This window comes from Desulfospira joergensenii DSM 10085 (genome assembly GCF_000420085.1).
In the GTDB taxonomy this organism is placed as follows: Bacteria; Desulfobacterota; Desulfobacteria; order Desulfobacterales; family Desulfobacteraceae; genus Desulfospira; species Desulfospira joergensenii.
This window is the reverse complement of record NZ_ATUG01000001.1, coordinates 1382559-1406747: the sequence shown is the minus strand read 5'-3', so window position 1 is coordinate 1406747 and position 24189 is coordinate 1382559. Positions and strand designations below refer to the sequence as shown.

Genomic DNA, 24189 nt, shown 5'->3' with positions numbered 1-24189 from the left:
CGGGCGGATATGGGAAAAAAAATCGCCGGGCGCCGGCTTGAAATCAGCGGCGTGGTCCAGGGGGTCGGTTTCAGGCCCTTTTTATACGGCCTTGCCATGGACCACGGACTGGTCGGCCAGGTTTCCAATACTGCGGCCGGAGTGGATGCTGTTATAGAAGGTCCCCTGGAGGCCATTGAAGATTTTATCCGGGATATCCGGGAAAAGCCCCCCCTCCTGGCCCGGGTGGACCGGGTGGTATCAAAGGATACCCCGGTCCGGGGCTTTTCCGGCTTTTCCATTGTCAAAAGCCGGGCCTCAAATGCACGGTCCACCCTGATCTCCCCGGATGTCTGCACCTGCGCCGACTGCCTGGCCGAGATGAGGAACCCCGATGACCGGCGATTTGAATATCCCTTTATCAACTGCACCAACTGCGGTCCCCGGTTCACCATTATCCGGGACATCCCCTATGACCGGCCCAAAACCTCCATGCACTCATTTCAAATGTGCAGTCAATGTCAGAAAGAGTATGAAAATCCCCTGGACCGGAGATTCCATGCCCAGCCCAATGCCTGTCCCCAATGCGGTCCCCGGGTATTTTTAACGGACAATCAGGGAAAAGAACTTCCGGTGAATCAAGGTTCCCGGGATGGGGAGATCATTGCCGAGGCAGGAAACTTGCTCCGACAGGGGCATATCCTGGGCATCAAGGGCCTGGGCGGATTTCACCTGGCTGTTAATGCGGCCGACGACGGGGCGGTCCAAAGACTTCGGAAATTGAAAAACCGTCCCCACAAGCCCTTTGCCCTCATGGCCCGGTCTGCCTCTTCCCTGTCTGATCATGTTCACCTGTCTGGGCAGGAAAAGGAACTCCTTTTCTCTTTTCACCGGCCCATTGTTCTGCTGGAGAAAAAGGATCCCTCCTCAAATGCCGGGCTGTCACAGGCCCTGGCCCCGATGAACACCTGTCTTGGGGTGATGCTTCCCTATACCCCCCTCCATTTTCTTCTTCTGGAAAAGGGACCTTCCATCCTGGTCATGACCTCGGGGAACCGGTCCGGGGAACCCCTGTCCATTGACAATGACGATGCCCTGGATGCCTTTTCCCATATTGCCGATTATTTTTTGCTCCATGACCGGGACATCTATTTTCGGGCCGACGATTCCATTACAAGGATCCAGGCAGGAAAGCAGCGGTTTATCCGGAGATCCAGGGGATTTTCCCCCCTGCCCGTGGAACTTGCCATGGATCTTCCGCCCATCCTGGGTTGCGGGGCCGGCCTCAAGAGTATCATCTGCCTGACCCGGGGAAGATCAGCCTTTTTAAGCCAGCACATCGGGGATCTGGAAAACCGGAAGATCACTGATTATTTTGTCCGGAGCATGGATCATCTCAAGAAGATCCTGGACATTGAACCGGTCCTGGCGGCCCATGATCTCCATCCCGGGTATTTCTCCACCCAATACGCCGAAAATCTGGCCGAAAAGGGTCTGGAACTCTGTGGGGTCCAGCATCACCATGCCCATGCCGTTTCCTGCATGGCCGAGAACCATATGGACGGGGAGGTCATCGCCCTTGTCCTGGACGGTACCGGGTACGGGATTGACGGTCATATCTGGGGAGGGGAGGTTTTAACCTGTACCCACGGAGATTTTCAGAGAAAAGCACACCTTTCCTATGTCCCCATGCCCGGCGGGGATGCAGCCGTGCTGGAGCCCTGGCGCATGACCGCATCCATGCTTTTTCAGGCGTATGGCCGGGATTTTCTGGATATGGATCTGGAGTATATCCGGGAAATGGACCGGGGAAAACTGGAATTTATCTGTCAGATGATGGAAAAGAATTTGAACTCCCCCCTGACCTCCAGCGCGGGACGGATCTTTGACGCGGTATCCTCCCTGCTCTGCATCCGGCATCAGATCTCCCATGAAAGCCAGGCTGCCATGGAATTGGAAGCCGTGGCTGCCGGGGATGAATCTGGAACCGGCAGGGCCTATGATTTTACCCTTGAATCCGCAGCGTCTGAAACCCTGCTGGAAATTAATCTTATTCCCTGCCTCCGCCAGATCACAGGGGATCTGGCCAGGGGAGTTCCATTGGCCCGGATCAGCCGGAAATTCCATGGGACCCTGGTCAAAGCCTTTGTCCGTGCCGCCGGGAAAACCGCAGAACAGACCGGACTGGACCGGGTGGTGCTTTCCGGAGGGGTGTTCAACAACAATATTATCCTCACCCAAATGATCCGGTCACTTGAAGAAATCGGGCTCAGGGTTTATACCCAGTCCAAGGTGCCCTGCGGGGACGGAGGCATCAGTCTTGGACAGGTGGTTTCGGCCGGGGCAAGGATGAAGTAAAGAGAGGAGTACAATGGGAATCAAATATATTGAAGAGTTTCGGGATTCAAAGATCGCCGGAAAACTGATCCGGGCCATCCAATCGGAATGCACCCGAAAGCTTCGTCTCATGGAGGTCTGCGGCACCCATACCATGTCCATTTTCCGCCACGGGATCCGGAGTGTTCTGCCGACCGAAATCACCCTGCTGTCCGGACCCGGCTGCCCGGTCTGCGTGACGGCCCAGAAGGATATTGATGCTTTTGTGGAATTCTCCAGGCTTGACAACCTCATCGTCACCACCTTCGGAGATCTGATGAAGGTGCCGGGGTCCGGATCCACCCTGGCCCGGGAAAAGGCGGCCGGAGCTGATGTCCGGATCGTCTATTCCACCTTTGACGCCGTAAACATTGCCAAGGACAATCCGGACAAGGAAGTGGTCTTCTGTGCTGTGGGTTTTGAAACCACCATCCCCACCATTGCCGCAGGTATTCTGATGGCCCGGGCACAGGGGATAGAGAATTTTTCAATCTACTCGGCCAATAAGTTGACCCCACCGGCCCTGGCCGCCCTCATGGAGACTCCCGGGGTGGAGATTGACGGCTTCATCCTGCCCGGCCATGTCTCCGTGATCACGGGCACCCGGGCTTATACCCCGGTTTTTGAGAAGTACGATATCCCATCGGTGATCACCGGGTTTGAACCCGTGGACATATTAAGGGCCGTGCATATGCTGGTCCGGCAGAATGAATCGGGGGTCCATGCCCTGGAAAACGCCTATCCAAGAGCCGTGGCCCATGAAGGCAATGTCAAGGCCAGGGAAGTCATGGATCAGGTGTTTGAACTCTGCGATGCATCCTGGCGGGGGATCGGGGAGATCCCGGGTTCGGGCATGGGTCTGAAACCAGAGTTCAGAGAATTTAACGCAGCCGAAAAGTTCGGCATGGATCTGGAAGAGGTGCCCGAGCCCAAAGGGTGTGCCTGTGGCCAGATCCTCATGGGCCTGAAGACCCCTGAAGCCTGCAGCCTGTACAAGAAAAAATGTACGCCCATGACTCCGGTGGGGCCATGTATGGTGTCCAGTGAAGGGGCATGCGCAGCATTTTATAAATACAATATTTGAATGGATATAACTTTAGGAAATACGGATGAGTGAAGATAAAGTTTTACTGGACCACGGATCCGGGGGCAAGGTCTCCCATGCCATGTTTTCGGATTTAATTCTCCCCCTGTTTAACAATCCAGAGCTGGCCAAACAGGATGACGGGGCGGTCATGGATCTGGATCTTAAAGGGGGGCGGCTGGCCTTTTCCACAGACTCCTATGTGGTGGATCCCATTTTTTTCCCCGGGGGCAATATCGGGGATCTGGCCGTGAACGGAACCGTGAACGACGTGTCCATGTGCGGGGCCGTTCCCCTCTGTATCAGTGTGGGCCTGATCATTGAAGAGGGGCTGGCCCAAAAGGATCTTAAGTTGATCCTGGAGAGCATGGCCGGTGCCGCAAAAAAGGCCGGGGTGAAAATCGTGACCGGGGATACCAAGGTGGTGCCCAGGGGAAAGGCGGACAAGATCTTCATCAACACCTCGGGTATCGGGGTGATCCCGGCCGGGAAGGATGTGGGAGGCTCAGGCGCCAGGCCCGGGGATTGTATCATCGTCTCCGGCTTTATTGCCGATCACGGGATCACCATCCTGTCCACCCGGGAGGGATTGAAGTTCGATTCAGACATCCGGACCGACTCGGCCCCTTTAAATAAAATGGTTCAATCCCTCATCCATTCGGACTGCGACATCCATGTGCTCCGGGATCCCACCCGGGGAGGTCTGGGAACCACACTGAACGAGATCGCGGCCCAGTCCGGGGCAGGCATCCTCATCAAGGAATCAGCTCTGCCGATCCGGGGGGCGGTCCAGGGAATCTGCGAACTTCTGGGGTTTGACCCCCTGTACATCGCCAATGAGGGCAAACTCATTGCCTTTGTACCGGAACAGGATGCGGACAAAGCCTTGGAGATCATCAAACAGGATGAGTTCGGGCATGATGCAAAAATCATCGGCCGGGTCACGGACCAGGACCCTGGCAAGGTTTTTCTGGAAACCGGGATCGGGGGGATGCGCATGGTGGATATGCTCACAGGGGAGCAGCTTCCCCGCATTTGCTAGGGTTGGGATGAAGTTTCACCCATCTGCGGCGTTGCTTCACACGTTTGCCCGATTATATTAAGATTGGCCTCACGTACTGCAGTACGCTCCGGTTCCAAAAATGCTTGCGCCTTGCACCTATGCAAATCTTCATCCAACCCGGGAGAGTGCAGGAGGTGAGATATAAAGTGGGAGCTGCATATGCTTGAGATCGTCGATATCGGCGTTGAAGATGCCATTGCCTACCGGGTAGGTGCAAAGTTCACCAAGGATGAGATGAACGAGGTGCTTTCCCTGTTTCAGGAAAAGATCGACAAAGGGGAGAAGCTCATTGTTTACCAGGAGATTGCGGGATTCGGGAAGATTGAACCGGGAGCCCTTCTGGAAAAGATGAAATTTTTCAACAAGGCCGGTCTGTCCCATTTTTCACGGGTGGCCCTGGTGACTCAAGAGAAATGGGTGAAGCAGATCGCAGACCTCGAAGGACGCCTGTTTACGAGCTTTCAGATGAAGGGTTTCCCCATGGAGGAAAAGGATCAGGCCATTGAGTTTTTGAGGAAGGAAAACCAATAACCGAGTTTTACTAAATCAGGATGGTTCACCTGAATTTTGGAATTTCCGGATTGGCAGGATAATGTATAGAGTTGAATTCTCATCGGGAACCGGCAACTTCAAAATGTAGTGGTTAAAGTGAAATCGAAAATCTGAGCTTTGATAGACATATTGCGGGGTGATCCGAACGCAGCTTTCCTGAAAAAGGCAATCCAAAATTTTCAAACTCTAACTGATTTTGATCGTGTCGATACATGATATCCTGAAAAAAAGTGCAAGGGTTTTGGGGGATATGTCCATTTTTACTTTCATTTTTCAACCCTTTTATAGCAATTTTATCTTTAAAATTCAAGTTGTTATATCTAATTCAGGAGACCCTAATTATATTTCCCTTTGTAAAGGCTATAAACAAACGCAATCACATAAACCACGGCAACGACGATCAAGGCTATCCAAGGCTTATCTGCAAGAAGTGCACTAATATTCATAATATTTCTCCTTCTTTTCAAATGAAGCTTTTTCGAGTTATCAAAATTCGTTTAAATTAGCTCAACCTCAAGTGTACAATCCTTGTGAAGGATCACTCTGCTGCGTTCTCAAAATTTAGTCGGGGTAGTATCACTCTGATTTTCTGTTGCCTTCATCTTGGCATTTTGCTGCAACTCAGCCAATGCAGTAAGACCACCCAATGCACCGATGTTCATCGATTCCAGGGCAGAACTCGGCACGATCATCAGTGAACCTTTGTCCTTTAGCCCTTCAAACAACATGTTCATACCCCGTAACTGAAGCGCAACTGGGTTGTTTATATAGCGCTCACTAGCCTTAGCAAATTTTTCAGCGATCTCTGTTTCTGCAGTTCCTAATATAACACGGGCCTGACGTTCCCGCTCTGCCTGGGCCTGCTTACTCATGGCATTCGACAAGCCGGCAGGGATAATAATATCTTTGATTCCAACATTATTACAGGTGATGCCCCAAGGATTGGTTGACTCATCCAGGTATTGTTGCAAGCCCTCGGCAATTTGGTCGCGATGCTGAAGAAGATCTGCCAGATCATGCTTCCCGATAACATCCCGAAGCCCTGTCAAAGAGACATATGAAACGGCATCAGTGTATTGCTGGACTTCCAGAGCCGCTTTCTCCACGTCCCAGACTGTCCAGTATACAACTGCATCTACGGTTACGGGAACGGTATCTTTGGTCAAGGTCTTCTCTGCACTAATATCAGTTACACGCAAACGCTGATCAACGTAATTATCGATTTGATCAATGATCGGAATGATTAGAAAAAAACCGGGGCCTTTTAATTCCTTAAACTTTCCCATTCGAAGGACCACCGCTTTCTCCCATTGGTCGGCAATACGGATTGCCGCGGCCCCCAAAAGAGCAAACGCCACACCGAACAAACTTAGTAAAACCAGATGTTTGATGTGGGGATATACCAGGTAGTCAAGATATCCAGTGCCCGCAAGAATGACAAAAAAAATCGTCGTGGCGACTGGGTTAGAAAAAACCTTGGCCTCTCTATTTGTTATCATCGGACACCTCCTTCAATTTTTTTAAGTTCAGTGATCATTTCGTCTGCTTTAAACCCGTAGCTGGCAGCAATCGTATAAAACTCGGTGCAGATTGACTTGAGTTTAGCAGACCGCTCACGGGGCTCGATATCAACTGCAACCGGACCGATGAAGGTCCCGGTACCTTGGTGAGTCTCAAGCACTTTCTGAATTTCAAGTTCCTTGTATGCCTTGCTGACCGTGTTTAGATTAACCTTGAGTTCTACGGCTAAGGCTCTGACCGTAGGCAGTTGCTCACCAACGGTCAGGCTGCCGGCAACTATTCCGTAACGGATTTGATCGATAATTTGGCGGTAAAAAGGAACGCCACTTTTGGGGTCTAGTTTGAATATGATCATAGCATTGCTCGTCTGATTCATTTAGTTTAATATTGTTATATATAACTATGACAATAGTCTGTTGTATTATTGTCTGTCAAGAGAAAAAAAGGGCGCGATTCATTTTGAAATCATACTGCGCAATAGTGGTATGATCGATCGTTTTTCCTGAAATTGTCCAATCACAAGATCTGGTGGCTGTGCAAACAACCAAGATTCAGGTGTATTGGAAATAATCATCCCTGTTCTGGAATCCCAAGGCCAAAGTTTCTACCTTATAAAATCGGGAAGGTGGCTCCGGATTTGGATAAAAGCAAAATAGCAGATGCCGGATATCCCGATAAAAACAAGTCTTGAAAAAAAAGGCCCAGACAAGGTAGTCTAACCGGAACCCTTAACCGTCAACTGGAAATCATTTATGATTGATAATTATCAGAAAATCGTTCAGGGCAATCTTTCGAATTTGTACCTTGACCTGCCGCCGGATCTTGCCCGGAATATGGGTGCGGAGCAGGATGGGGACGGCTTTGTCTTCAAGGCATTCGGCGGGGAGTGCTTGATCCGCCCCGATAAAATCCTGCTGGACGGGAAAGAGGCCGACGGGGTGCTGGGAATCCTGATCTCCCTCTATGCCCTGAATGCCCATCCCGACCCGTGTGAAATCCTGCCGTTCAAAGCGTTCAAGGAATTTCCCGATTCCATGCCCTATACAGGAGCCTTTATCACCCATACCGAGCAGGTACTGGCACCCCATGTGGAAAAGATAGCGGCATCCATGGATATTATCCTGGAAACCCTGGATGGAAAAGCTTCCCCCGACGGGGTGGGAGGTGACTTTTCGTTCATGGTCCATGCCCTGCCCAAGATCGTTCTCTGCTATATTTTTTACGAGGCGGACGAGGATTTCCCGGCATCGGCGACCTGCCTCTACTCCAGCAATGCCCGGCTCTTTTTGCCTGTGGACGGTCTGGCCGATGTGGGGGAGTATACATCGAAAAAGATGATATCCATTGCCGCCGGTACCGCCGGATAAAGGGCGGGAGTATCCATGGAGAAAGACCACCTCTGAGAATGGACTTTTGGCCGGATTTCCCTGGGCTTTAAACTCAAACCAGTATTTTAAAGAGATACCCTAAAAAAGGATGGAGGAAGGATGGAAGTTCAAATCAATTCCCTGGAAATGGGAGAGGAGTTTAAAATCTGCCCCTCATGCGGGTATAAAGACGGGTTCCACTCCATGCTGAAAAAGGAAGGGGGCAAGGTAAAATGGATGTTTATCTGCCCGTCATGCCATGAGGTCTTTGATATCGGCTACAGGATTGAAGATTTCCACAACGGTTGAAGGGGCTTTTGCCGGCGGCCTCTGAAATCAAGGCCGCCGGCTGACACTCTTCAGGGGATCCGGATAAATTAAAATATCTTGGTCAGGGTCAGGACAAAGACATTGCCTTGGGGCCGGTCCTCGGCTTCAAATTCAAATTCGGCCCTGAAATTGGCAAAGAGCTTGAATCGGGGAATAAAGACCGAGATTTCGGGTCCGATGGCATAGACCTGGTCGTGGACACCGACGTCCGTGGCATTGCTTCCGGAATCATCACTGACCTGCCACTGGCAGTAGCCTGCGATCCCGGCCTCCCAGACCTTGGCAAAGGATTTACCGATGCCCCATTCAAAATGAAGATCATCCCCGGGGGTATAATCCCTGTCTTCCTGGTCCGTATGGATTTCGTACCGCCCCAGGAAGGAAGCAGACCAGGTCTTCTGAGCGTCAAAGTAATAGGTGCCGCCAAAGGTGGTCATGAAGGTGTAAAATCCCTTGCCGTTGGATGCCGGGTTGGTGATGTCGAAATCCCCGGTGGGCAGATAGACGGCCAAGGCCAGTGCCGCGTCATACCGGGGCCCGTGCCAGGCCAGGCCGGCCGGTTCCAGGCAGATGTCCCCGATACCCGAGTCATCGGAGTTCACGCCAAGGGCAGTGATCTCAAGGTCTGTCTTCATGAGGGGGATGGTGGTGTCCATGAAAAAATCCGCTCCCAGGAATTTCTTGTCGGTCACCCAGATGAAGCGGTTGGCAATGGCAAAGATATTGAGGTCAAAGCCGATGGGAGCCTCATTCCCATCCTGGTCCATGGTTTCGTCGGCGGAATAGAACACATTGTACATCTTATAATAAAAACCCGGGGGCGGAACCGAACCCCCTTTGACCCCCTCCACTCCGTTGACGTAATGGTTGTTGGGATCGGCGTGAACTCCTGAAAACCCAAAAGCGATCATGAGCATAAGAAACAGTGCGCTGATTTTCTTTTTCATGTTTTCCCCTTTTTTCAATTAGAATGGAGTAATAGTGTGTTTCTATATAAAGAAACACAAGGGATTGTCAAGCAGGTTTTTTAAAGGGTTCCGACAAATTGGGCGCGGTAGAAATTATTGGATATTTTGTTTTTAAATCAATGTATTGGGCAGTCGTTTGTTTTTATGATTCGGCGGAATCCGAATCTTTCAAATTCCCATGCAGAGGGGCGGCTCCGCTTTCAGAGCAGCTGAACTGGGGAAGGGCTTTTGGGGGGCCGGGCTTGCATAATCTATTTTGGAAGTTAATTTATCGTCATGAACAATGGTAAAAAAATAGAAAACAGACAGCTGAACTTTCGACCCCTTGCTTTCCTTGCACTGGGGGTTCTGGTTTCCCTGGCTGCCTTTTCTTCCTGTGAGAAAAAGACCCCCTTGCCTCCGGATTTCGGGGCGATCAAGGACACTGACCAGAAAAAGCAGGTTTTCTTCGCCTTTCTGTCTCCCATTGTCCGGGCTGAAAACAAACGGATTAACGCCCGGCGGGACCGGTTGCTGAAGGTTTATGAAACCCTAGGAAAGGAGAATGAAATGTCTTTCCTGGACAGGGGGTGGCTGGAAGATCTGGCCGAATCCTACGGCGTGGTTTTGGACGGAAAAGTCCCGTCAGCAGCGGACTGGGATATTCTGCTGCGCCGGGTGGATACCGTTCCCAGGGAACTGGTGCTGGTTCAGGCCGCCATTGAATCGGCATGGGGCACCTCCCGGTTTGCCCGGGAAGGGAATAATTTTTTCGGGGAGCACTGCACGGCTCCGGGCTGCGGCATGATCCCGGAGGCGCGGCCTCTGGAGCAGAAGTGGGAGGTGGCGGTGTTTGCCTCCCCGGCTGGATCCGTTCGCAGTTATCTGCATAATCTTAACACCCATGATGCCTATACCCGGCTTCGCAAGATGCGGGCAGAAATGCGGAATAAAGGGAAAACACCGGATGGTGTTCTGCTGGCCCGGGCCCTGGAGGATTACTCGGAACGGGGACATGAATATGTCAGGGATGTCCAGGCCATGATCCAGGCCAACCAGGAGGAGATATTGAAATGAGAACCCGGCTTCCGGCGATTCTCTTGGTATTCTTTGTCGGCTGCAGCTCTGCCGCGGCTGCCGGTCACGGAGTGATCCTGCAATACCATCATTTCGGCAAAGACACGCCGCCTTCCACCAGTGTTACTCTGGATCAGTTCCGTCAGCATGCGGCTTACCTGGAAAAAAACGGGTTTATAATCTGGCCCCTGGAAAAGATGATTCAAAACCTGAAAGCCGGAAGCCCTCTACCGGAAAAGTGTGCAGCCATTACCATAGACGATGCCTATGTCTCCATTTATGAAAAGGCCTTTCCCATCCTTAAGGAGAAAGGCTGGCCTTTTACCGTGTTTGTGGCGACCCAGGCCGTGGACAAAAATTACAAGAACATGCTTTCCTGGGATCAGATGCGCGAGATGGCCGGCCATGGTGCTGACTTTGGGCCCCATACCCACACCCATCTCTATCTGCTGAAAAGGCTGGACAGGGAGTCTGAAGCCCAGTGGGCCACGCGCATTAAAGCGGACATCACCCGGTCCGTTACTCGGATCCAGGAGGAGGTTGGCCGGGTGGTTCCCCTGTTTGCCTATCCCTTTGGTGAGTACAATCCGGCAATCAAGGGAATGGTTACAGCCATGAGGCTGACAGGGCTGGGGCAGCAGTCCGGTCCGGTATGGACGGGCAGCGATTTCGGGGCGGTTCCCCGGTTTGCAATGGCTGCGGGGTATGCAGACATGGAAAGTTTCACGACCAAGGTGAACTCCCTGCCCCTGCCGGTAACAGCAGTCACTCCGGAGGATCCCGTGGTATCGGAGGAAAATCTGAAGCCTGTCCTCCGCCTGACCCTTGGGGAAGGGGAGTACGACAGGGAAAGCCTTGCCTGTTTTCTCAGCGGCCACGGGCCCATTGATCTGTCCTGGGTGGACCGGAAAAACCAGGTTCTCGAGGTGAAGTCTTCCCGGCCCCTGCCTGAAGGACGCAGCCGGTACAACATCACGGCCCGGCACAGAGACGGTTCCCGGTACTTCTGGTACAGTCATCTGTGGATCCGGGGCCGACAGCCCTAGTTTCGGTATCTTCTTCCATGGCCCTATACCTGGGCGGAAAGCCCATTTCAGCATCAAATTAAGACCTTAAAATAAATCTTGACAAAAAAAAGGGTTTGGAATAGGAACTTGTATACACGTGTATACAAATTCCAAATGGAAATTATGATACGGATACTTTCATGGGAATAGAAAAAAACAGCAGCACACCGATATATCTTCAGCTGAAAAAAAAATTGAAAAACGCAATTTTTTCGGGTCAATTTCAGGACGGGGAGGCCATTCCCTCGGAATCCCAGCTGGCGGATAAATATGAAATCACCCGGACGACGGTGCGGGCGGCCATCAACGAACTGGTCAACGAGAATATTTTGAGAAAGGAACACGGCAAGGGGACTTTTGTCTGCCTTAAACCGGTTGCCTATTCCATGACCAATTTTGGCAGTTTTACCGAATATGCCAAAAAAAAAGATAAAAAGCCCGTATCCAAAATCCTGGAAGCCGGAACCGTCAATACAGGGGATGAACCCCGGTTCAAGCTGAAAAGAGCCCGGGGGATCGAAGTTGACGGCCAGGTCCACTATCTGACCGTGGATACCTCTCTGATCTCCCTGACAATTTTTCCTGGAATTGCCGAATATGATTTTGAAATCCGGTCCCTCTACCAGATCATGCGCGAGGCATACCATATCGTTCCGGACCGGGCCGAGCTGTCCGTTACTCCCTGCCGGGCGGATGAGGTGATGGGTGATCTGTTCCAGGTAGAAAAAGACCATCCTTTGATCATGGCCGGGGGAAGGGTTTGCACTCGGGATAACCGGTTTATCGAAGAGCTGGAAGTCGTATACGGGCCCAAGGTGGATTTTAAACTGGTGACAAAAGTTGACCCGTCCCCCTGATCCAAAAGTCATTGGAAAAAATTTGGATGGGGTGAGGGGCTTGAATTTTTTAATACAAATTAAACGGAGAATGGAAATTATGGCAAAAAACCGGCTGGTTTCATTAATTTTATTTATATGTCTGGTTCTGCCCGGTTCAGCAATGGCGGGCAGTACCCAATCCCTTGTGCTGATCAATACCGGGGGAGACTGGGGAAAGTGTCAGAGAGTTACCTTTGCCGACACCTTTGAAAAAAAAACCGGGATCAAAATCATAGACGGTCCTTTTCTGGACGACGGCCAGATCAAGGCGGCCGTTGAAACAAGCGTCTATGATGTGGATGTGGTTTTTCCCACTCCCAGCCTGGCCCTGGAAGCTTCCGGGAAAAAATACCTGGAGCCCATTGATTTTTCCCGGGTCAACAAGGAAGAACTTCTGCCGGGCACCTATACCAAATATGCCGTGGCCCTGGATCTTTTTGCCTGGGCGTTTGGATTTCGGACAGATGCCAAAGCCGTTCCGACCCAATGGGCGGATTTCTTCGATGCAAAAAAGTTTCCCGGTAAAAGAGGGCTGGTGAGCTGGGATTTTGCAACGGTAATGATCGGCGCCCTGATAGCAGACGGGGTCAGTCCCGACAAGCTGGTTCCCCTGGATATTGACCGGGCCCTGGCCAAGCTGGACACCATTAAAAAGGACATTGTCTGGTTCGGTACCGGAAGCGACGGCCAGAACCTGCTGAATACCGGAGAAGTTTCCTATATCCAGCTTTACGCCAACCGGATCACCACTTCCAGGGACAAGGGAGAGCCCGTGGATATTATCTGGGACGGACAGATCATCCAGGCCGATTACCTGGGGATTCCCAAGGGAAGTCCCAATGTGACGGCGGCCCAGCAGCTCATCGCCCACATGACCAGCAAGGAAATCAACGGGAAATTTTCCTTTTGCCAGCCGGGCGCCCCTTCCAACACCAAGTCGGAAGTCAATCCGGCCATGGCCAAGGATCTGCCCACCAGCCATCTGGATAAGCTTCACGTCATCTCCAGCAGTCCCGAGATTGCCGGCTATATTGAGCAGCATCTGGAGGAAATCACCAACCGTTTCAACAATTGGAAGGCAGAGAAATAAGCTGCCCATGGTGACCAAGAACAAAGACAGGGGGCTGGCCCTGCCGGCCCCTTCTCCTGCCTGGCTGATCCTCCCTGGGCTCCTGGTCCTGTTCTTCCTCTTTCTCTGGCCCCTTTCCCAGATGATCATCCGGAGTTTTACGGATCCGGAACTGGGCCTGGGCAATTACCAGCGGTTTTTTACCACCTCATCCGCTGTCCGTTCCCTGTTGACCACCATGAAGGTATCCCTGGCAGCCACGCTGATCTGCGCGGTGATCGGTTATATATACGCCTATACCATGGCCGGGGCATCCACCGCGGTCCGGCGCCTGCTCATGGCCGCCATTGTCCTGCCCATGGGCATCAACCTTCTGGTCAGGACCTTTGCTCTCCAGGCCATTTTAAGGGATACCGGGGTGATTAACCAGGCCCTCATGGGGATCGGCCTGATAACGGAACCCCTGCCTTTGATCCGCAACCAGTTTGCCGTGGCCGTGGGCATTGTCAGCATGCAGCTTCCCTTCATGGTTCTGCCCGTATTTTCGACCATGGTTAAGATCGACCAGAACCTGCTTCTGGCCGGGAAAGGCCTTGGAGCGACCCCGGCCCGGGTATTTTTTGACATCTATTTTCCCCTGTCCCTTCCCGGGGTGCTGGCCGGGAGCCTGATCGTGTTTGTCTCCTCCCTTGGATTCTATGTGGTTCCGGCCCTTCTGGGCTCCGGCAATGACCAGTTTTTAAGCGAGCTTGTTTTTTTCTGGGTTCGGGGCAGGGGGCAGTTCGGGTACGGATCGGCCATGGGAGCCATCCTGCTGGTACTGACCCTGGGCACGCTTCTGGTGGCCTCCCGGTTTATAGGGATTGACAAGGCCATTGTCCAGTCCACCAAAGGAGAGTAATGCAAGGTTCAAAGATTCAATGGATTAACCGGGGCATCACCCTGTGCATTGCCCTTTTGCTTGTGGCTCCCATTGCCATTGCCGTGATCATGAGTTTTACCGCTTCCGACTCCTTACGGTTTCCTCCCAAGGGATTCAGCTTCCAATGGTATGAGGCTGTGGTGAATGAGCCCAAATGGCAGGAGCGGGTACCGGTCAGCCTCGAGGTGGCGGTTGTTTCATCCCTGCTGGCTACGGCCCTGAGTACCCTGGCTGCCTTTTCGCTTGTCAGGAGCAATATCCGGGGAAAGGGACTGATTTCGGCGCTGTTCATCGCCCCCCTGATTGTTCCCATTGTGGTCCTTGGCTCAGGGGATTTTTTCGTATGGGCCCGGGGATGGTCCCTGGGCCCGTTCAGCTTTGGGGGCCGGCTTGTGGGAACGGTGAGCGGCCTTGTCATGGCCCACACCGTGATTGCCATTCCCTATCCGTTTATCACGGTCCGGACCAGCCTGAACAATGTGGATCCCCTGCTGGAACTTGCTGCCCGAAACCTCGGGGCCCATCCCCTGAAAGCGTTCAGAACCATCACCCTTCCTTTGATCATGCCCGGGGTGTTGTCGGGCCTTATCTTTGCCTTTATTGCCTCCTGGGACGAGGTGGTCATCGCATCTTTTCTGTCAACCTCCCGGGTGAGTACGGTGCCGGTACAGATTTTCAACCAGCTGAGGGATTCCCTTGACCCGTCAGCCGCGGCCCTGTCCACCCTGCTGCTGGCCGCCAGCGCATGCCTGATCGGTCTGCTGGCCCTGGTACGGAAAAATCAGAATCCGGCGGGCAAAATTGAAAAGGGAGAAAGAGCATCATGAGCTATTTGAAAATTCGCGGCCTTTGCCACCGGTATGGCCGAAAACTCGTCCTGGATGATTTTTCCCTGGACGCGGACCAGGGAGAATTCATCTCCCTGCTGGGTCCGTCCGGATGCGGCAAGACCACTATCCTGAAACTCATTGCAGGGTTTGAAACCCCTGAATCCGGCACCATTGAGATCAATGGGACGGTTCTCAATAAAGTGCCTTCCCATAAAAGGAATATGGGAATGGTGTTTCAAAGTTATGCCCTCTTTCCCCACATGTCTCTGATTGACAATGTGGCGTACGGGCTCCGCCAGCGGAAAATGGGCAGGAAACAGGCCAGGGCCTCAGCAGGAGAGGCTTTGGAACTTGTCCGGCTCAGCGGGTTTGCCGACCGCCGCCCGGATCAGCTGTCCGGGGGGCAGCAGCAGCGGGTTGCCCTGGCAAGGGCCATTGTGATCCGGCCCGGGCTCCTTCTCCTGGACGAAAGCCTGAGCGCCCTGGATAGAAAACTGAGGGTGGAAATGCAGGTGGAATTAAGAAAGATACAGCAGACCGTGGGCATTACCACTCTTTTTGTCACCCATGACCAGGAAGAGGCCCTGACCCTGTCCGACCGGGTCGCCCTTCTTGACAAGGGGAAAGTGGTTCAATACGATACACCGGACAGGATTTACGAGCAGCCCAGGAACCGATTTGTGGCCGGTTTCCTCGGCCAGGCCAATTTTCTGGAGGGAATTGTCTTTCCCGGCCGGGAAGAGCTTTACGAAATGGAGCTTAAAAACGGAAACCGGTTCCGTTTCGGATGCGCTGCTTGTCTTCCTCCCCAGTCCCGATGTTTATTGGCGGTTCGGCCCGAAAAGATGTCCATATCCCCTGAGCCTTCCCCGGCCCGGCCGGTGCAGGGCGTTGTCAGTCTGGTCACCTATGCCGGGGGGACCACCCAGTACAATATCGATGCGCTGGGAAAAAACTGGATTGTCCAGACCCAGAATGCCCGGGTCAGCAGCGGCCTCTTCTCGGTGGGAGACCCCGTGTGGATCGGCTGGGAAAAAGAGAATTGCCTTGTCCTTGATGTTGAAAAATCTTAAAAAAAAAGCCGGCCCGGCCCTCCATTTTGGGCGGGATCAAGGAAATAAAACCCTTTCCAAGGTGGATTATGGATAAGAATTATACAGAGAGCAGACCCGTCAGGGTCCTTCTCCTGGGCGGGGTCATCATCGACCGATGTTTTGAGGTGGACCGCTATCCTCTGGCCGGCCAGGATGCCGGCATTACAGATTCCTATAATAAAATCGGCGGATGCGCCCTGAATATGGCCGTGACCCTGGATAACCTGGGAGACCGGCCTTATCTGGTGTCCATGATCGGAGAAGATCCGGGGGGACAAAAGATCCGGGAATACATCGGAGGGCTTGAGCTGCCCCTGGACGGGATTGTCTCCTGTCACGGTGAACCCACGGGATTCTGTCTCAACATGATTGATCCTTCCGGTGAAAGGACCTTTTTTACTTCCAGGGGATGTGAGGGAAGGTTTTCCAAGTCCATGCTTCTGCCGGACCTGGCCCGGAAAGTTTCCTGGGTCTATGTGACCGGTTATTATCTTCTCGATCCGGATTCGGCCGGACAGGTAGTGGAACTCATCTCCGGGATGAAATCCACGGGATGTTCTGTTCTTTTTGATCCGGGCCCCCTTGTCCAAGGGATCGAGCCGGGTATTATCCGGGACATGGTCAGCCTCTCGGACTGGAGCGTTCCCAATCTGGAAGAAACCTTCATGATCCGGGACCGGGTCGGGTTTGATAAGTCACCGGTGAACTGGTTTCAAGACCTGGGCTGCCGTAATCTCGTGGTCAAGAAGGGCAGGAGCGGGGCCGAAGTTTATACGGATGATCTCCATTTTAGAGTTACGGGTTTTACAGTGGAGTCCCGGGATACCACGGGCGCAGGGGACAGTTTTGCAGGGGGGCTGATCCACGCCCTTTCCAGGGGCCGGTCCCCGGGGGATTCCGTGAAATTCGCCTGTGCCTGCGGAGCGTTGACCACCTCTTTTCAAGGGCCCCACGGACGTTTTTCCTTAGAGGATGTTAATCAACTGGTTGTAAAGGACAATGAAATATGATCGATCGTGCATACGGCTGCCTTTTGGGCGGCGCCATCGGGGATGCAATGGGCATGCCCGCTTCATTTATGTCTCCGGAACAAATCAAACAGGTTTACGGCCGGATTATTGATTTTCTGCCTCCGGATAAGGAGCAGCAGAAAGCCCACGGCGGCCTTGCAGCGGGTCAGGTCACCGACGATACCGAGGAAAGCCTCATTCTGGCTTCGGTCCTGACCGAGGCCCGTGGATTTGACCCGGACCTGTTTGCAGAAAAGATGAGGAAATGGGCCGTGGAAAACCGTATGCTGGAAAGTACGGTAATCGGTCCGTCCACCCGTAGATTTCTGGAGGCCCTGGTCAACCATACCGATTTTATGGAGGCGGGAAAAACCGGGAATACCAACGGGGGGGCCATGCGCGTCGCTCCGGTGGGAATCTTTTTTCACGGGGACCTGGACCGGACCATCCAGGCCGCAATCGACTCGGCCCGTCCTTCCCACGGAAGCCGGCCGGGAATGGCTTCCGCCGCTGCGGTTGCCGCTGCCGTCTCCACCGCTGTTGAAGGCGGGTGCACGGCCCGGGAGGTTATGGAGGTGGCGGTCCGGGGCGCCGAGGCCGGGGAAGAGCAGGGACACGATATCCCGGCTCCCTCGGTAAAGGCAAGGATCCTTCTGGCCATGGAGCTTGTGGACAGGAACCGGGACAAGCCCCTTGAGGAGATCTGCTTTATCCTCTATCAGCATATCGGGGCAAGCATGAAAAGCTATGAATCCATTCCCCTGTCCCTGGGGGTATTTTACGCCGCCAAAGGCGATTATAACCAGGGGCTTGTCGCCGCCATAAACCTGGGAGATGACGCAGACACCAACGGCGCCATTGTGGGGAATCTCTGCGGTGCCTTTGGCGGCGCCCGGAAAATCGATCCGGCCTGGATCCGTACCCTGTCAAAGACCAGTCCCTTTGACTTCAAAGAAATGGCAGGGAACCTGATGGCCGTTTAATTCTGAATAGGGCAGATAAAGGCAGACCCTGGTATTTTGGGATAAATCAGCGGCCCGCTAAAAAAAGGAAAACCGGCTCCGGTCCCTGTGAGCAGAAGATTCTGGCCAGGGGCTGGAGCCGGTTGGTCTGAATTTACCAGTTTTCGCAGAGCAGTTCAAAATAATTGGCAGGCTTGACACAGGCCGGGCATTTGTCCGGGGCCTCTTTGCCCTTGTGGATATACCCGCAGCTCAAACATCTCCAGGATTTTTCCTCTTCCCTGGCAAAGGCCCGGTCCGAGGCAATGTTGGCAGCCAGCTGCCGGTACATTTTTTCGTGCTGAACTTCGGATACGCTGATGGCGTTCAGGGTATCGGCGGCCCGCTGGAACCCTTCCTTTTCGGCGATCCTGGCAAAACCGGGATAGATCCTGGAGTGAACCGACAACTCAAGTTCGGCAGCCGAGATCAGGTTGGCCCGGGTATCCCGGATCACACCGGCGGGAAAGGACCAGGTGGTCTCCAGGTCGCCGCCGTTGAAAAATTTGAAAAACCGGAGCGCATGTTCATACTCCTGGGCTGCGGTTTCGTCAAAGATCCCGGCGATCTGCATATATCCTTCGTCCCTGGCCTTCTGGGCAAAAAAATTATACCTTGTCCGGGCCTGGGCCTCCAGGGAAAAGGATATGAGCAGGTTTTTGGCTGTCTGGCTCTCCCTGAATTTTCCCATGATGATTCCTCCTGGAGTCTACTCCTCGATGATAATGGCGTCTGCCCCGCATTCGTCGGCTGCCTGGCGGACAATGTTTTCAAGGTGTCCGGGGATGGGATCCACCTTTACTTTGGAAAGCAGATCATCTTCATCATAGGCAAACACTTCGGGACAAAGATCATTGCAGTTCCGGTCTCCCATGCATTGTTTCGTAATCGTTACCTTCATCTAAACCTCCTGTTCGGTTAAATCAGTTAGGCAGGCGGACAGGCCTGCAGCAGGAACCATAAATTTCACTCGCGTTTGATTCTTATAGATCTTAAATAGATCTATAACAGATTCTTCAGACCCTTTTCAAGAATGAAATCATCGCGGCAAAAAGGCCGGAAAACCTTCCTTTTTTAAGGAAATGAGTTTTCTTGTAATTCCGGCCGGCATCGTGTAATCTTATGTTTTCGGCGAAACCAGAAACCTTTGTACAGGAGAATAGGACATGGGGAAATCCAATACACTGACCATATTGAAACATGCCATCCTCATGGAGAGAAAGGGCAGAAGTCTTTATTTAAAAGCAATGGAACACACCCGGGACGAAGCGGTGAAATCTTTTTTCAAGGACCTGGCCGATGATGAACAGGAACATATCAACATCCTTGAAAAACAGTTTAAGGCATTCATGACGGACGGGAAATTCATGGCCGGCGACTTTGAGAACAATGCAAGAGCCGTGGATGCACCCCAGATCCTTGACGAGGCCGTAAAGGGAAAGATCAGTGCGGCCGGATTTGAGGCCGTTGCCATTACCGCTGCCATCGGATTTGAGGAAAAGGCCGTTAAAACCTATGCGGAACAGGCTGAAAAGACCGATGATCCGGAAGAAAAAAGGATCTATACCTGGCTTTCCACCTGGGAGAAAACCCATTTAAAGAAACTCATGGCATTGGAAGAATCCCTGATGGAGCGGGTATGGGAGGATAATAATTTCTGGCCTATGTAGCTTTGTTTGAACGAAACTTCACCCATCTACGGCGTTGCTGCAACCTTTTGAAATCCTCATGTACTCCAGTACACTCCGGTTTCAAAAGCTTTTGCGCCTTGTATATGGGCAAATTTTCGTCCAAACCTTGGGCATGATTTAAAATTAAAGCTGTTTTTCCACCCGGGCCATCTCAATCACCGGCAGAAGCTCAAAGGGCTCGCCCGGGATCATGTTGAGCAGTTTTCGGGGCATGGACCGGTACAGGAGGCGGATGCGGATCCTACTTCCCTTGTCCGGGACCCCGGGCAGGTCAACGACAAGATTACGGGTCTCTTTTGCCTTGATCCGGTTGTCTGTCAGGACCTCTCTGGCCTTGGCCAGGTTGATGACCGGGTTCCCCTTTCCATCCCCGAAGATTGTCCGGAAGAGAAGGGTCTCTTCCGGAAGCTCATGCTTTTCGTTCAGGACCCCGGACTGGAATTTTATCTGATTGTTTTGATCCTGGATCCTGATCTCAAGCCAGACCTGGCGAAGGTCTCCCACCCCCGTGGGAATGGAATGGCCCGCACCGGAGTTGGTGATGGCGATCTTCAGTTTTTTTTCTTTGATCCCGGAGGTGTCAAGGGAGAGATCTGCCGCATGTCTAAGTCTTTCCTCGGCCATTTTCGCCTTTTGTTCCGACTGGAACATCCTTGGCAGTCCCGCATTGGCCCCGACAAAATAATGGGTAAAGATATGGGGGCGTTCATCGGAATAGTCGGATGCCGATCCCGGGTTTTCCGGCCGGGGGGTGGAACCGGTGGCCGGGATCCCGGGCCTCTGGAACATATGGCAGCCCTGGCAGACCACCCTTTTCCCAGGGTCTTTTGAATTATAGGGACTGTTTGCCCATTCCGTGTAGGTGGTTTCCAGATTCGTTCCAAAGGCCACATGCTTGACGTCGTGGCAGGTCCCGCAGATGGTGGCATCCGTATGAAGAGGGGAGAACCGGGCTTCATGGAAATCCGGTTCTGCATCATCAAAGGGGCCCTGTTTGATCCCGGGATCGTCCTCTCCATGGCCGGGTTCCAGTTCCAGACCGTTATTGTACATCTGACGGACCTTTACGGCGGAATGGCAGAAATCGCATTGAATGCCCTGGACTGCGATTTCAGGGGTTTTGGACAGGTCGTCGGACACCCTCTTTGGGAATCCGGTCATATATCCTATCGGGGTATGGCACTTGACACAGGATTCAGCCTCCCTGACTTCCCCTTCATGGACCAGGCCCCTGCGGAGGAATTTGGCCACCCTTGAATAGACCGGATCCTTGTGGGAGAGGTTGTGCATGGAGTTTTCCCATTGATCAAATATGCTTCCGTGGCAGTCCCTGCAGACGGCCGGCCGGATGAACCGGTTGAGTTCCAACTTTTCCGGCTCTGATGCCCGGATGGGGCTGTAAATGAAAATTCCCAGTATTGTCAGAATGGCCCACTCTTTTGTTTTCAGCATTTGTTCTGGATAAAACTCCTTTTATTTTCATGGATTCAATCTCTATACAAATATCGGCTGGAGTCTCCCCTGTCAATAAGAGATCCCCGGGAAAAATCAGTTTCCGTGAAGGGTAGGAAAAAGGATTCAATCGGTCCCATTGACCTGGAGTTTCCCATTGCCTGCTTTCTTGTCAGACTCCCGGCCCAGGATGCTGCTAAAACTGAATCCCCGGTCGATTCTGGACAATTCATCGGCAATCCTGCCGGAGAGCTGGCCTGGGGTCTGTTCCGAAAAGATCACATAGCGCATCAATGTTTCCGCATAGGTCTGCTTGTCCTTGTACTGGCTGTAAAAAGTGAACATGAGGGCGGCGATGGCCGTTACCGTGGTCTGTACGATGGAGGACTTGAGCCATTTCCATTGATCCGGTCTCGATTTGAGGATAACGCTTAGGGAAGGCCATAGGAGAACAGCCAGGGCAAAGACCACGGAAAACCAGAAAAAAATCTTGTTGAGCCAGGCATAGCTGTTGGCTTTAATATAGATATCATAGAGCAGGGCATATTTTTTTCTGGCTTCATCTTGTTTTTCTGGCGGGGCCATATCCATTTCATTCTTGGCATATTTAATGAGCATGGATGCACTGGTCTGTCCGGTATGAAATATATTTTCACCGGCCATGGACAGGGTGCTCATTAAAATTAAGGCTGCCAGAACCGGAACCATCCAAAAGAAAGATTTCATGGCTGCTCAACCTCCGTTTTTTAGAAATATCATTTGTCAAGGGAAAATATTTACTGTATGTTGATAACCTATCAAAATTCGATGAAATAATAAATATAATCAGGGGCATGATTATGAATATCAATTCACATCTTTTGGGGGATCATCTCAAAAGCCTGGGGATCATTACAGGCAAACAGCTTGAAGAGGCTCTTCAATTTCAAAAAGATCTGGCATCCGAATCTCTGCCCGAACCGGAGATTGACCGTGTGGAACTGATCTCCAAAAGCAGGGAAAAGAACAGGGATGTTCCCATGCTGGGGCAGATCCTTCTGGACAAGGAGTTTATCACGGAAGATATGCTGGCACCGGTTCTTGCCCTTCAGAACCGGCAGGTCCGGGAACTTAGGATGCTGAGCAGCGAAAAGTTGGCCCTTGTGATTCAGATCGGATTTATCATCAATTCCACCGTGGACCTGGTGGATGTTCTCTCATTGATCATGAAATATGCCAATATCGTGACCGATGCCGGGGCAAGCACTCTGATGCTTCTGGATGAAAAAACAGGCGAGCTGGTCTTCAGCGTCCCCACGGGCCCCAATGCCGAAGAGCTCAAGGATATCCGGATCCCCCCGGGTGCCGGGGTGGCCGGCTGGGTAGCCCAGAACCAGCAGCATGTTCTGGTGAAGGATGCCCGGGAAGATTCAAGGTTCTACTCCGGGGTGGATGATATGACCGGGGCTGAGACCCGGTCTCTTCTCTGTGTTCCCATGCGGTCCAAACGTAAGATTATCGGTGTTCTGGAAGTGATCAACAAGAACGACGATGCCGGTTTTTCCGAAGATGACGCCCTGCTGTTGAGTATTTTTTCCCACCAGGCGGCCATTGCCATTGAGAACGCCATTTTATTTGATTCCATCCAAAAACAATGTAAAAAAGATTGAATCGATAAAATTGTTTTGTCCTTGCCCTTCAAAATGGCATTGGCTATACTCCAACTCAATTTTTAACCCAAACAATTAGAAGGATATGAATATGCCGGGTTTACTTCCCAATATTGACCCTGACGGACTTCTGGAATACTCAGTGGTATTTACGGACCGGTCCCTGAATCATATGTCACAGTCTTTTCAGGAGGTGATGATCGATATATCAACCACCCTGAAAAAAGTATATAACGCCGAATCCGTCGTGGTTGTCCCCGGAGGGGGGACCTTTGCCATGGAGTCCGTGGCCAGGCAGTTTGCCGGAGGCAAAAAATGCCTGGTGATCCGGAATGGCTGGTTCAGTTTTCGATGGAGCCAGATCTTTGACATGGGCAGGATCCCTTCCGAGACCATCGTATTAAAGGCCCGCCCGGAAAGCGGGGAAAAATGGGCTGCCTTTGTTCCGGCCCCCATTGAAGAGGTGGAGGCCACCATAAAGGCGGAAAAACCCGATCTGGTCTTTGCCCCCCATGTGGAAACCTCATCGGGCATGATCCTGCCCAGGGATTATATCCGCCGGATGGCAGATGCCGTGCATTCCGTCGGCGGACTTTTTGTCCTGGACTGCGTGGCCTCGGGCACCATCTGGGTGGACATGGAGGAAAGCGGAGTGGATGTGCTGATTACGGCCCCCCAAAAAGGATGGAGCAGTTCTCCCTGTTCCGGCCTGGTCATGCTGGGCCCCCTTGCCCGGAAAAAAATCGAATCCACGGTCAGCAGCTCCTATGCCTGTGATCTTCTCAAATGGCTCCAGATCATGGAGGCCTATGAAAACGGGAGCCATGCCTATCACGCCACCCTGCCCACGGATGCCCTGAGAGGGTTCCGGGATACCATGAAGGAGAGCGAGGCGTTCGGGTTTGATAAACTCATGAAGGCCCAGCAGGAGCTTGGGGACCGGGTCCGGGCCCTTCTGGCTTCAAAGGGATTTAAAAGCGTTGCCGCAAAAGGATTTGAAGCCCCGGGTGTTGTGGTCTGCTATACCGAGGACAAGGAGATCCAGAGCGGCAGGAAATTTTCATCCGCCGGCCTGCAGATCGCAGCGGGCGTTCCCATGCAATGTGATGAGCCCGATGATTTCCAGACCTTCCGGGTCGGGCTGTTTGGCCTGGATAAATTTCAGAACGTCGATCGTACCGTGGAAAACCTTGAAAAGGCATTGAGCCGGGTGATCCCGGTCTGATTCCG

General features: G+C 52.5%; 25 protein-coding genes. 18 read left to right on the top strand and 7 right to left on the bottom strand.

Translation table 11 applies throughout. The features are described 5' to 3' along the window. Positions 1 to 9 precede the first annotated feature (9 nt). The 4 genes from hypF to F608_RS0107045 all read left to right on the top strand — a co-directional run bounded on the left by hypF (position 10) and on the right by F608_RS0107045 (position 5033). Positions 10 to 2337, top strand: coding sequence for a carbamoyltransferase HypF (gene hypF, locus F608_RS0107060; RefSeq protein WP_022664923.1), 2328 nt, complete (start codon positions 10 to 12; stop codon positions 2335 to 2337). Positions 2338 to 2350: 13 nt separating this feature from the next. Then, positions 2351 to 3439 (top strand): hydrogenase formation protein HypD, encoded by a 1089-nt coding sequence (hypD, locus tag F608_RS0107055; RefSeq protein ID WP_022664922.1) that lies wholly within the window; start codon positions 2351 to 2353, stop codon positions 3437 to 3439. Positions 3440 to 3464: 25 nt separating this feature from the next. After that, positions 3465 to 4481 (top strand): hydrogenase expression/formation protein HypE, encoded by a 1017-nt coding sequence (hypE, locus tag F608_RS0107050; RefSeq protein ID WP_022664921.1) that lies wholly within the window; start codon positions 3465 to 3467, stop codon positions 4479 to 4481. Positions 4482 to 4661: 180 nt separating this feature from the next. After that, positions 4662 to 5033 (top strand): SpoIIAA family protein, encoded by a 372-nt coding sequence (locus F608_RS0107045; protein ID WP_022664920.1) that lies wholly within the window; start codon positions 4662 to 4664, stop codon positions 5031 to 5033. A 575-nt stretch (positions 5034 to 5608) separates the two neighbouring features. Here the strand turns inward: F608_RS0107045 and F608_RS31030 are convergent. Together F608_RS31030 and F608_RS0107030 are read right to left on the bottom strand one after the other, a co-directional pair. Continuing rightward, positions 5609 to 6553, bottom strand: coding sequence for a slipin family protein (locus F608_RS31030; RefSeq protein ID WP_022664918.1), 945 nt, complete (start codon positions 6551 to 6553; stop codon positions 5609 to 5611). Beyond that, a complete protein-coding gene (locus F608_RS0107030) occupies positions 6550 to 6930 on the bottom strand; it encodes a GntR family transcriptional regulator (protein ID WP_022664917.1) in 381 nt (126 codons plus the stop codon). Before F608_RS0107030 ends, F608_RS31030 begins: the two co-directional genes overlap by 4 nt. A 397-nt stretch (positions 6931 to 7327) precedes the next feature. Between F608_RS0107030 and F608_RS0107025 the strand changes: the two genes are divergently transcribed. Both F608_RS0107025 and F608_RS0107020 read left to right on the top strand, forming a co-directional pair. Continuing rightward, the gene (locus tag F608_RS0107025; protein ID WP_022664915.1) at positions 7328 to 7942 is read left to right on the top strand and encodes a DUF3786 domain-containing protein; all 615 of its coding nucleotides are present in this window, start codon (positions 7328 to 7330) and stop codon (positions 7940 to 7942) included. A 120-nt stretch (positions 7943 to 8062) separates the two neighbouring features. Beyond that, positions 8063 to 8251, top strand: coding sequence for a hypothetical protein (locus F608_RS0107020; protein ID WP_022664914.1), 189 nt, complete (start codon positions 8063 to 8065; stop codon positions 8249 to 8251). Between the two features lie 68 nt (positions 8252 to 8319). On the opposite strand, the gene F608_RS31025 is transcribed toward F608_RS0107020, so the two are convergent. Beyond that, complete coding sequence (locus F608_RS31025) at positions 8320 to 9219, bottom strand: SphA family protein (protein ID WP_022664913.1); 900 nt, start codon at positions 9217 to 9219, stop codon at positions 8320 to 8322. A gap of 297 nt (positions 9220 to 9516) precedes the next feature. On the opposite strand from F608_RS31025, the gene F608_RS31020 reads away from it, so the two are divergent. The 9 genes from F608_RS31020 (at position 9517) to F608_RS0106965 (ending at position 18149) form a co-directional block, all read left to right on the top strand. Then, a complete protein-coding gene (locus F608_RS31020; protein ID WP_022664912.1) occupies positions 9517 to 10296 on the top strand; it encodes a glucosaminidase domain-containing protein in 780 nt (259 codons plus the stop codon). Then, a complete protein-coding gene (locus tag F608_RS0107005; RefSeq protein WP_022664911.1) occupies positions 10293 to 11342 on the top strand; it encodes a polysaccharide deacetylase family protein in 1050 nt (349 codons plus the stop codon). Before F608_RS31020 ends, F608_RS0107005 begins: the two co-directional genes overlap by 4 nt. 161 nt (positions 11343 to 11503) lie before the next feature. Beyond that, positions 11504 to 12220: a GntR family transcriptional regulator gene (locus F608_RS0107000; protein WP_022664910.1), complete on the top strand. Its 717-nt coding sequence runs from the start codon at positions 11504 to 11506 to the stop codon at positions 12218 to 12220. Positions 12221 to 12299: 79 nt separating this feature from the next. Next, positions 12300 to 13331 (top strand): extracellular solute-binding protein, encoded by a 1032-nt coding sequence (locus F608_RS31015; RefSeq protein WP_161626830.1) that lies wholly within the window; start codon positions 12300 to 12302, stop codon positions 13329 to 13331. Between the two features lie 7 nt (positions 13332 to 13338). Further along, positions 13339 to 14211 carry an ABC transporter permease gene (locus F608_RS31010; RefSeq protein WP_022664908.1) on the top strand — a complete coding sequence of 291 codons (873 nt, stop codon included), beginning with the start codon at positions 13339 to 13341 and terminating at the stop codon, positions 14209 to 14211. After that, the gene (locus tag F608_RS31005) at positions 14211 to 15059 is read left to right on the top strand and encodes an ABC transporter permease (protein ID WP_022664907.1); all 849 of its coding nucleotides are present in this window, start codon (positions 14211 to 14213) and stop codon (positions 15057 to 15059) included. The genes F608_RS31010 and F608_RS31005 overlap by 1 nt, the downstream gene beginning before the upstream one ends. Next, complete coding sequence (locus tag F608_RS0106980) at positions 15056 to 16135, top strand: ABC transporter ATP-binding protein (RefSeq protein WP_022664906.1); 1080 nt, start codon at positions 15056 to 15058, stop codon at positions 16133 to 16135. The genes F608_RS31005 and F608_RS0106980 overlap by 4 nt, the downstream gene beginning before the upstream one ends. Before the next feature lie 68 nt (positions 16136 to 16203). After that, positions 16204 to 17166, top strand: a complete 963-nt coding sequence (locus F608_RS0106970; protein ID WP_022664904.1) for a carbohydrate kinase family protein — start codon at positions 16204 to 16206, stop codon at positions 17164 to 17166. Further along, the gene (locus F608_RS0106965) at positions 17163 to 18149 is read left to right on the top strand and encodes an ADP-ribosylglycohydrolase family protein (protein WP_022664903.1); all 987 of its coding nucleotides are present in this window, start codon (positions 17163 to 17165) and stop codon (positions 18147 to 18149) included. Before F608_RS0106970 ends, F608_RS0106965 begins: the two co-directional genes overlap by 4 nt. Positions 18150 to 18282: 133 nt before the next feature. Here F608_RS0106965 and rbr read toward each other — a convergent pair whose 3' ends face one another. After that, positions 18283 to 18858 (bottom strand): rubrerythrin, encoded by a 576-nt coding sequence (gene rbr / locus F608_RS0106960; RefSeq protein WP_022664902.1) that lies wholly within the window; start codon positions 18856 to 18858, stop codon positions 18283 to 18285. Positions 18859 to 18876: 18 nt separating this feature from the next. After that, positions 18877 to 19068: a ferredoxin gene (locus F608_RS0106955; protein WP_022664901.1), complete on the bottom strand. Its 192-nt coding sequence runs from the start codon at positions 19066 to 19068 to the stop codon at positions 18877 to 18879. A 265-nt stretch (positions 19069 to 19333) separates the two neighbouring features. On the opposite strand from F608_RS0106955, the gene F608_RS0106950 reads away from it, so the two are divergent. After that, the gene (locus F608_RS0106950) at positions 19334 to 19837 is read left to right on the top strand and encodes a ferritin-like domain-containing protein (RefSeq protein WP_022664900.1); all 504 of its coding nucleotides are present in this window, start codon (positions 19334 to 19336) and stop codon (positions 19835 to 19837) included. 144 nt (positions 19838 to 19981) lie between these two features. Here F608_RS0106950 and F608_RS0106945 read toward each other — a convergent pair whose 3' ends face one another. Further along, the gene (locus tag F608_RS0106945; RefSeq protein WP_022664899.1) at positions 19982 to 21310 is read right to left on the bottom strand and encodes a multiheme c-type cytochrome; all 1329 of its coding nucleotides are present in this window, start codon (positions 21308 to 21310) and stop codon (positions 19982 to 19984) included. A gap of 126 nt (positions 21311 to 21436) precedes the next feature. After that, on the bottom strand, positions 21437 to 22036 hold the full coding sequence (locus F608_RS0106940) for a hypothetical protein (protein ID WP_022664898.1): 600 nt from the start codon (positions 22034 to 22036) through the stop codon (positions 21437 to 21439). Between the two features lie 113 nt (positions 22037 to 22149). Between F608_RS0106940 and F608_RS34490 the strand changes: the two genes are divergently transcribed. Together F608_RS34490 and F608_RS0106930 are read left to right on the top strand one after the other, a co-directional pair. Then, complete coding sequence (locus tag F608_RS34490) at positions 22150 to 22959, top strand: GAF domain-containing protein (RefSeq protein ID WP_022664897.1); 810 nt, start codon at positions 22150 to 22152, stop codon at positions 22957 to 22959. 91 nt (positions 22960 to 23050) lie between these two features. After that, complete coding sequence (locus F608_RS0106930) at positions 23051 to 24184, top strand: aminotransferase class V-fold PLP-dependent enzyme (RefSeq protein WP_022664896.1); 1134 nt, start codon at positions 23051 to 23053, stop codon at positions 24182 to 24184. The last annotated feature ends 5 nt before the right edge of the window (positions 24185 to 24189 follow it).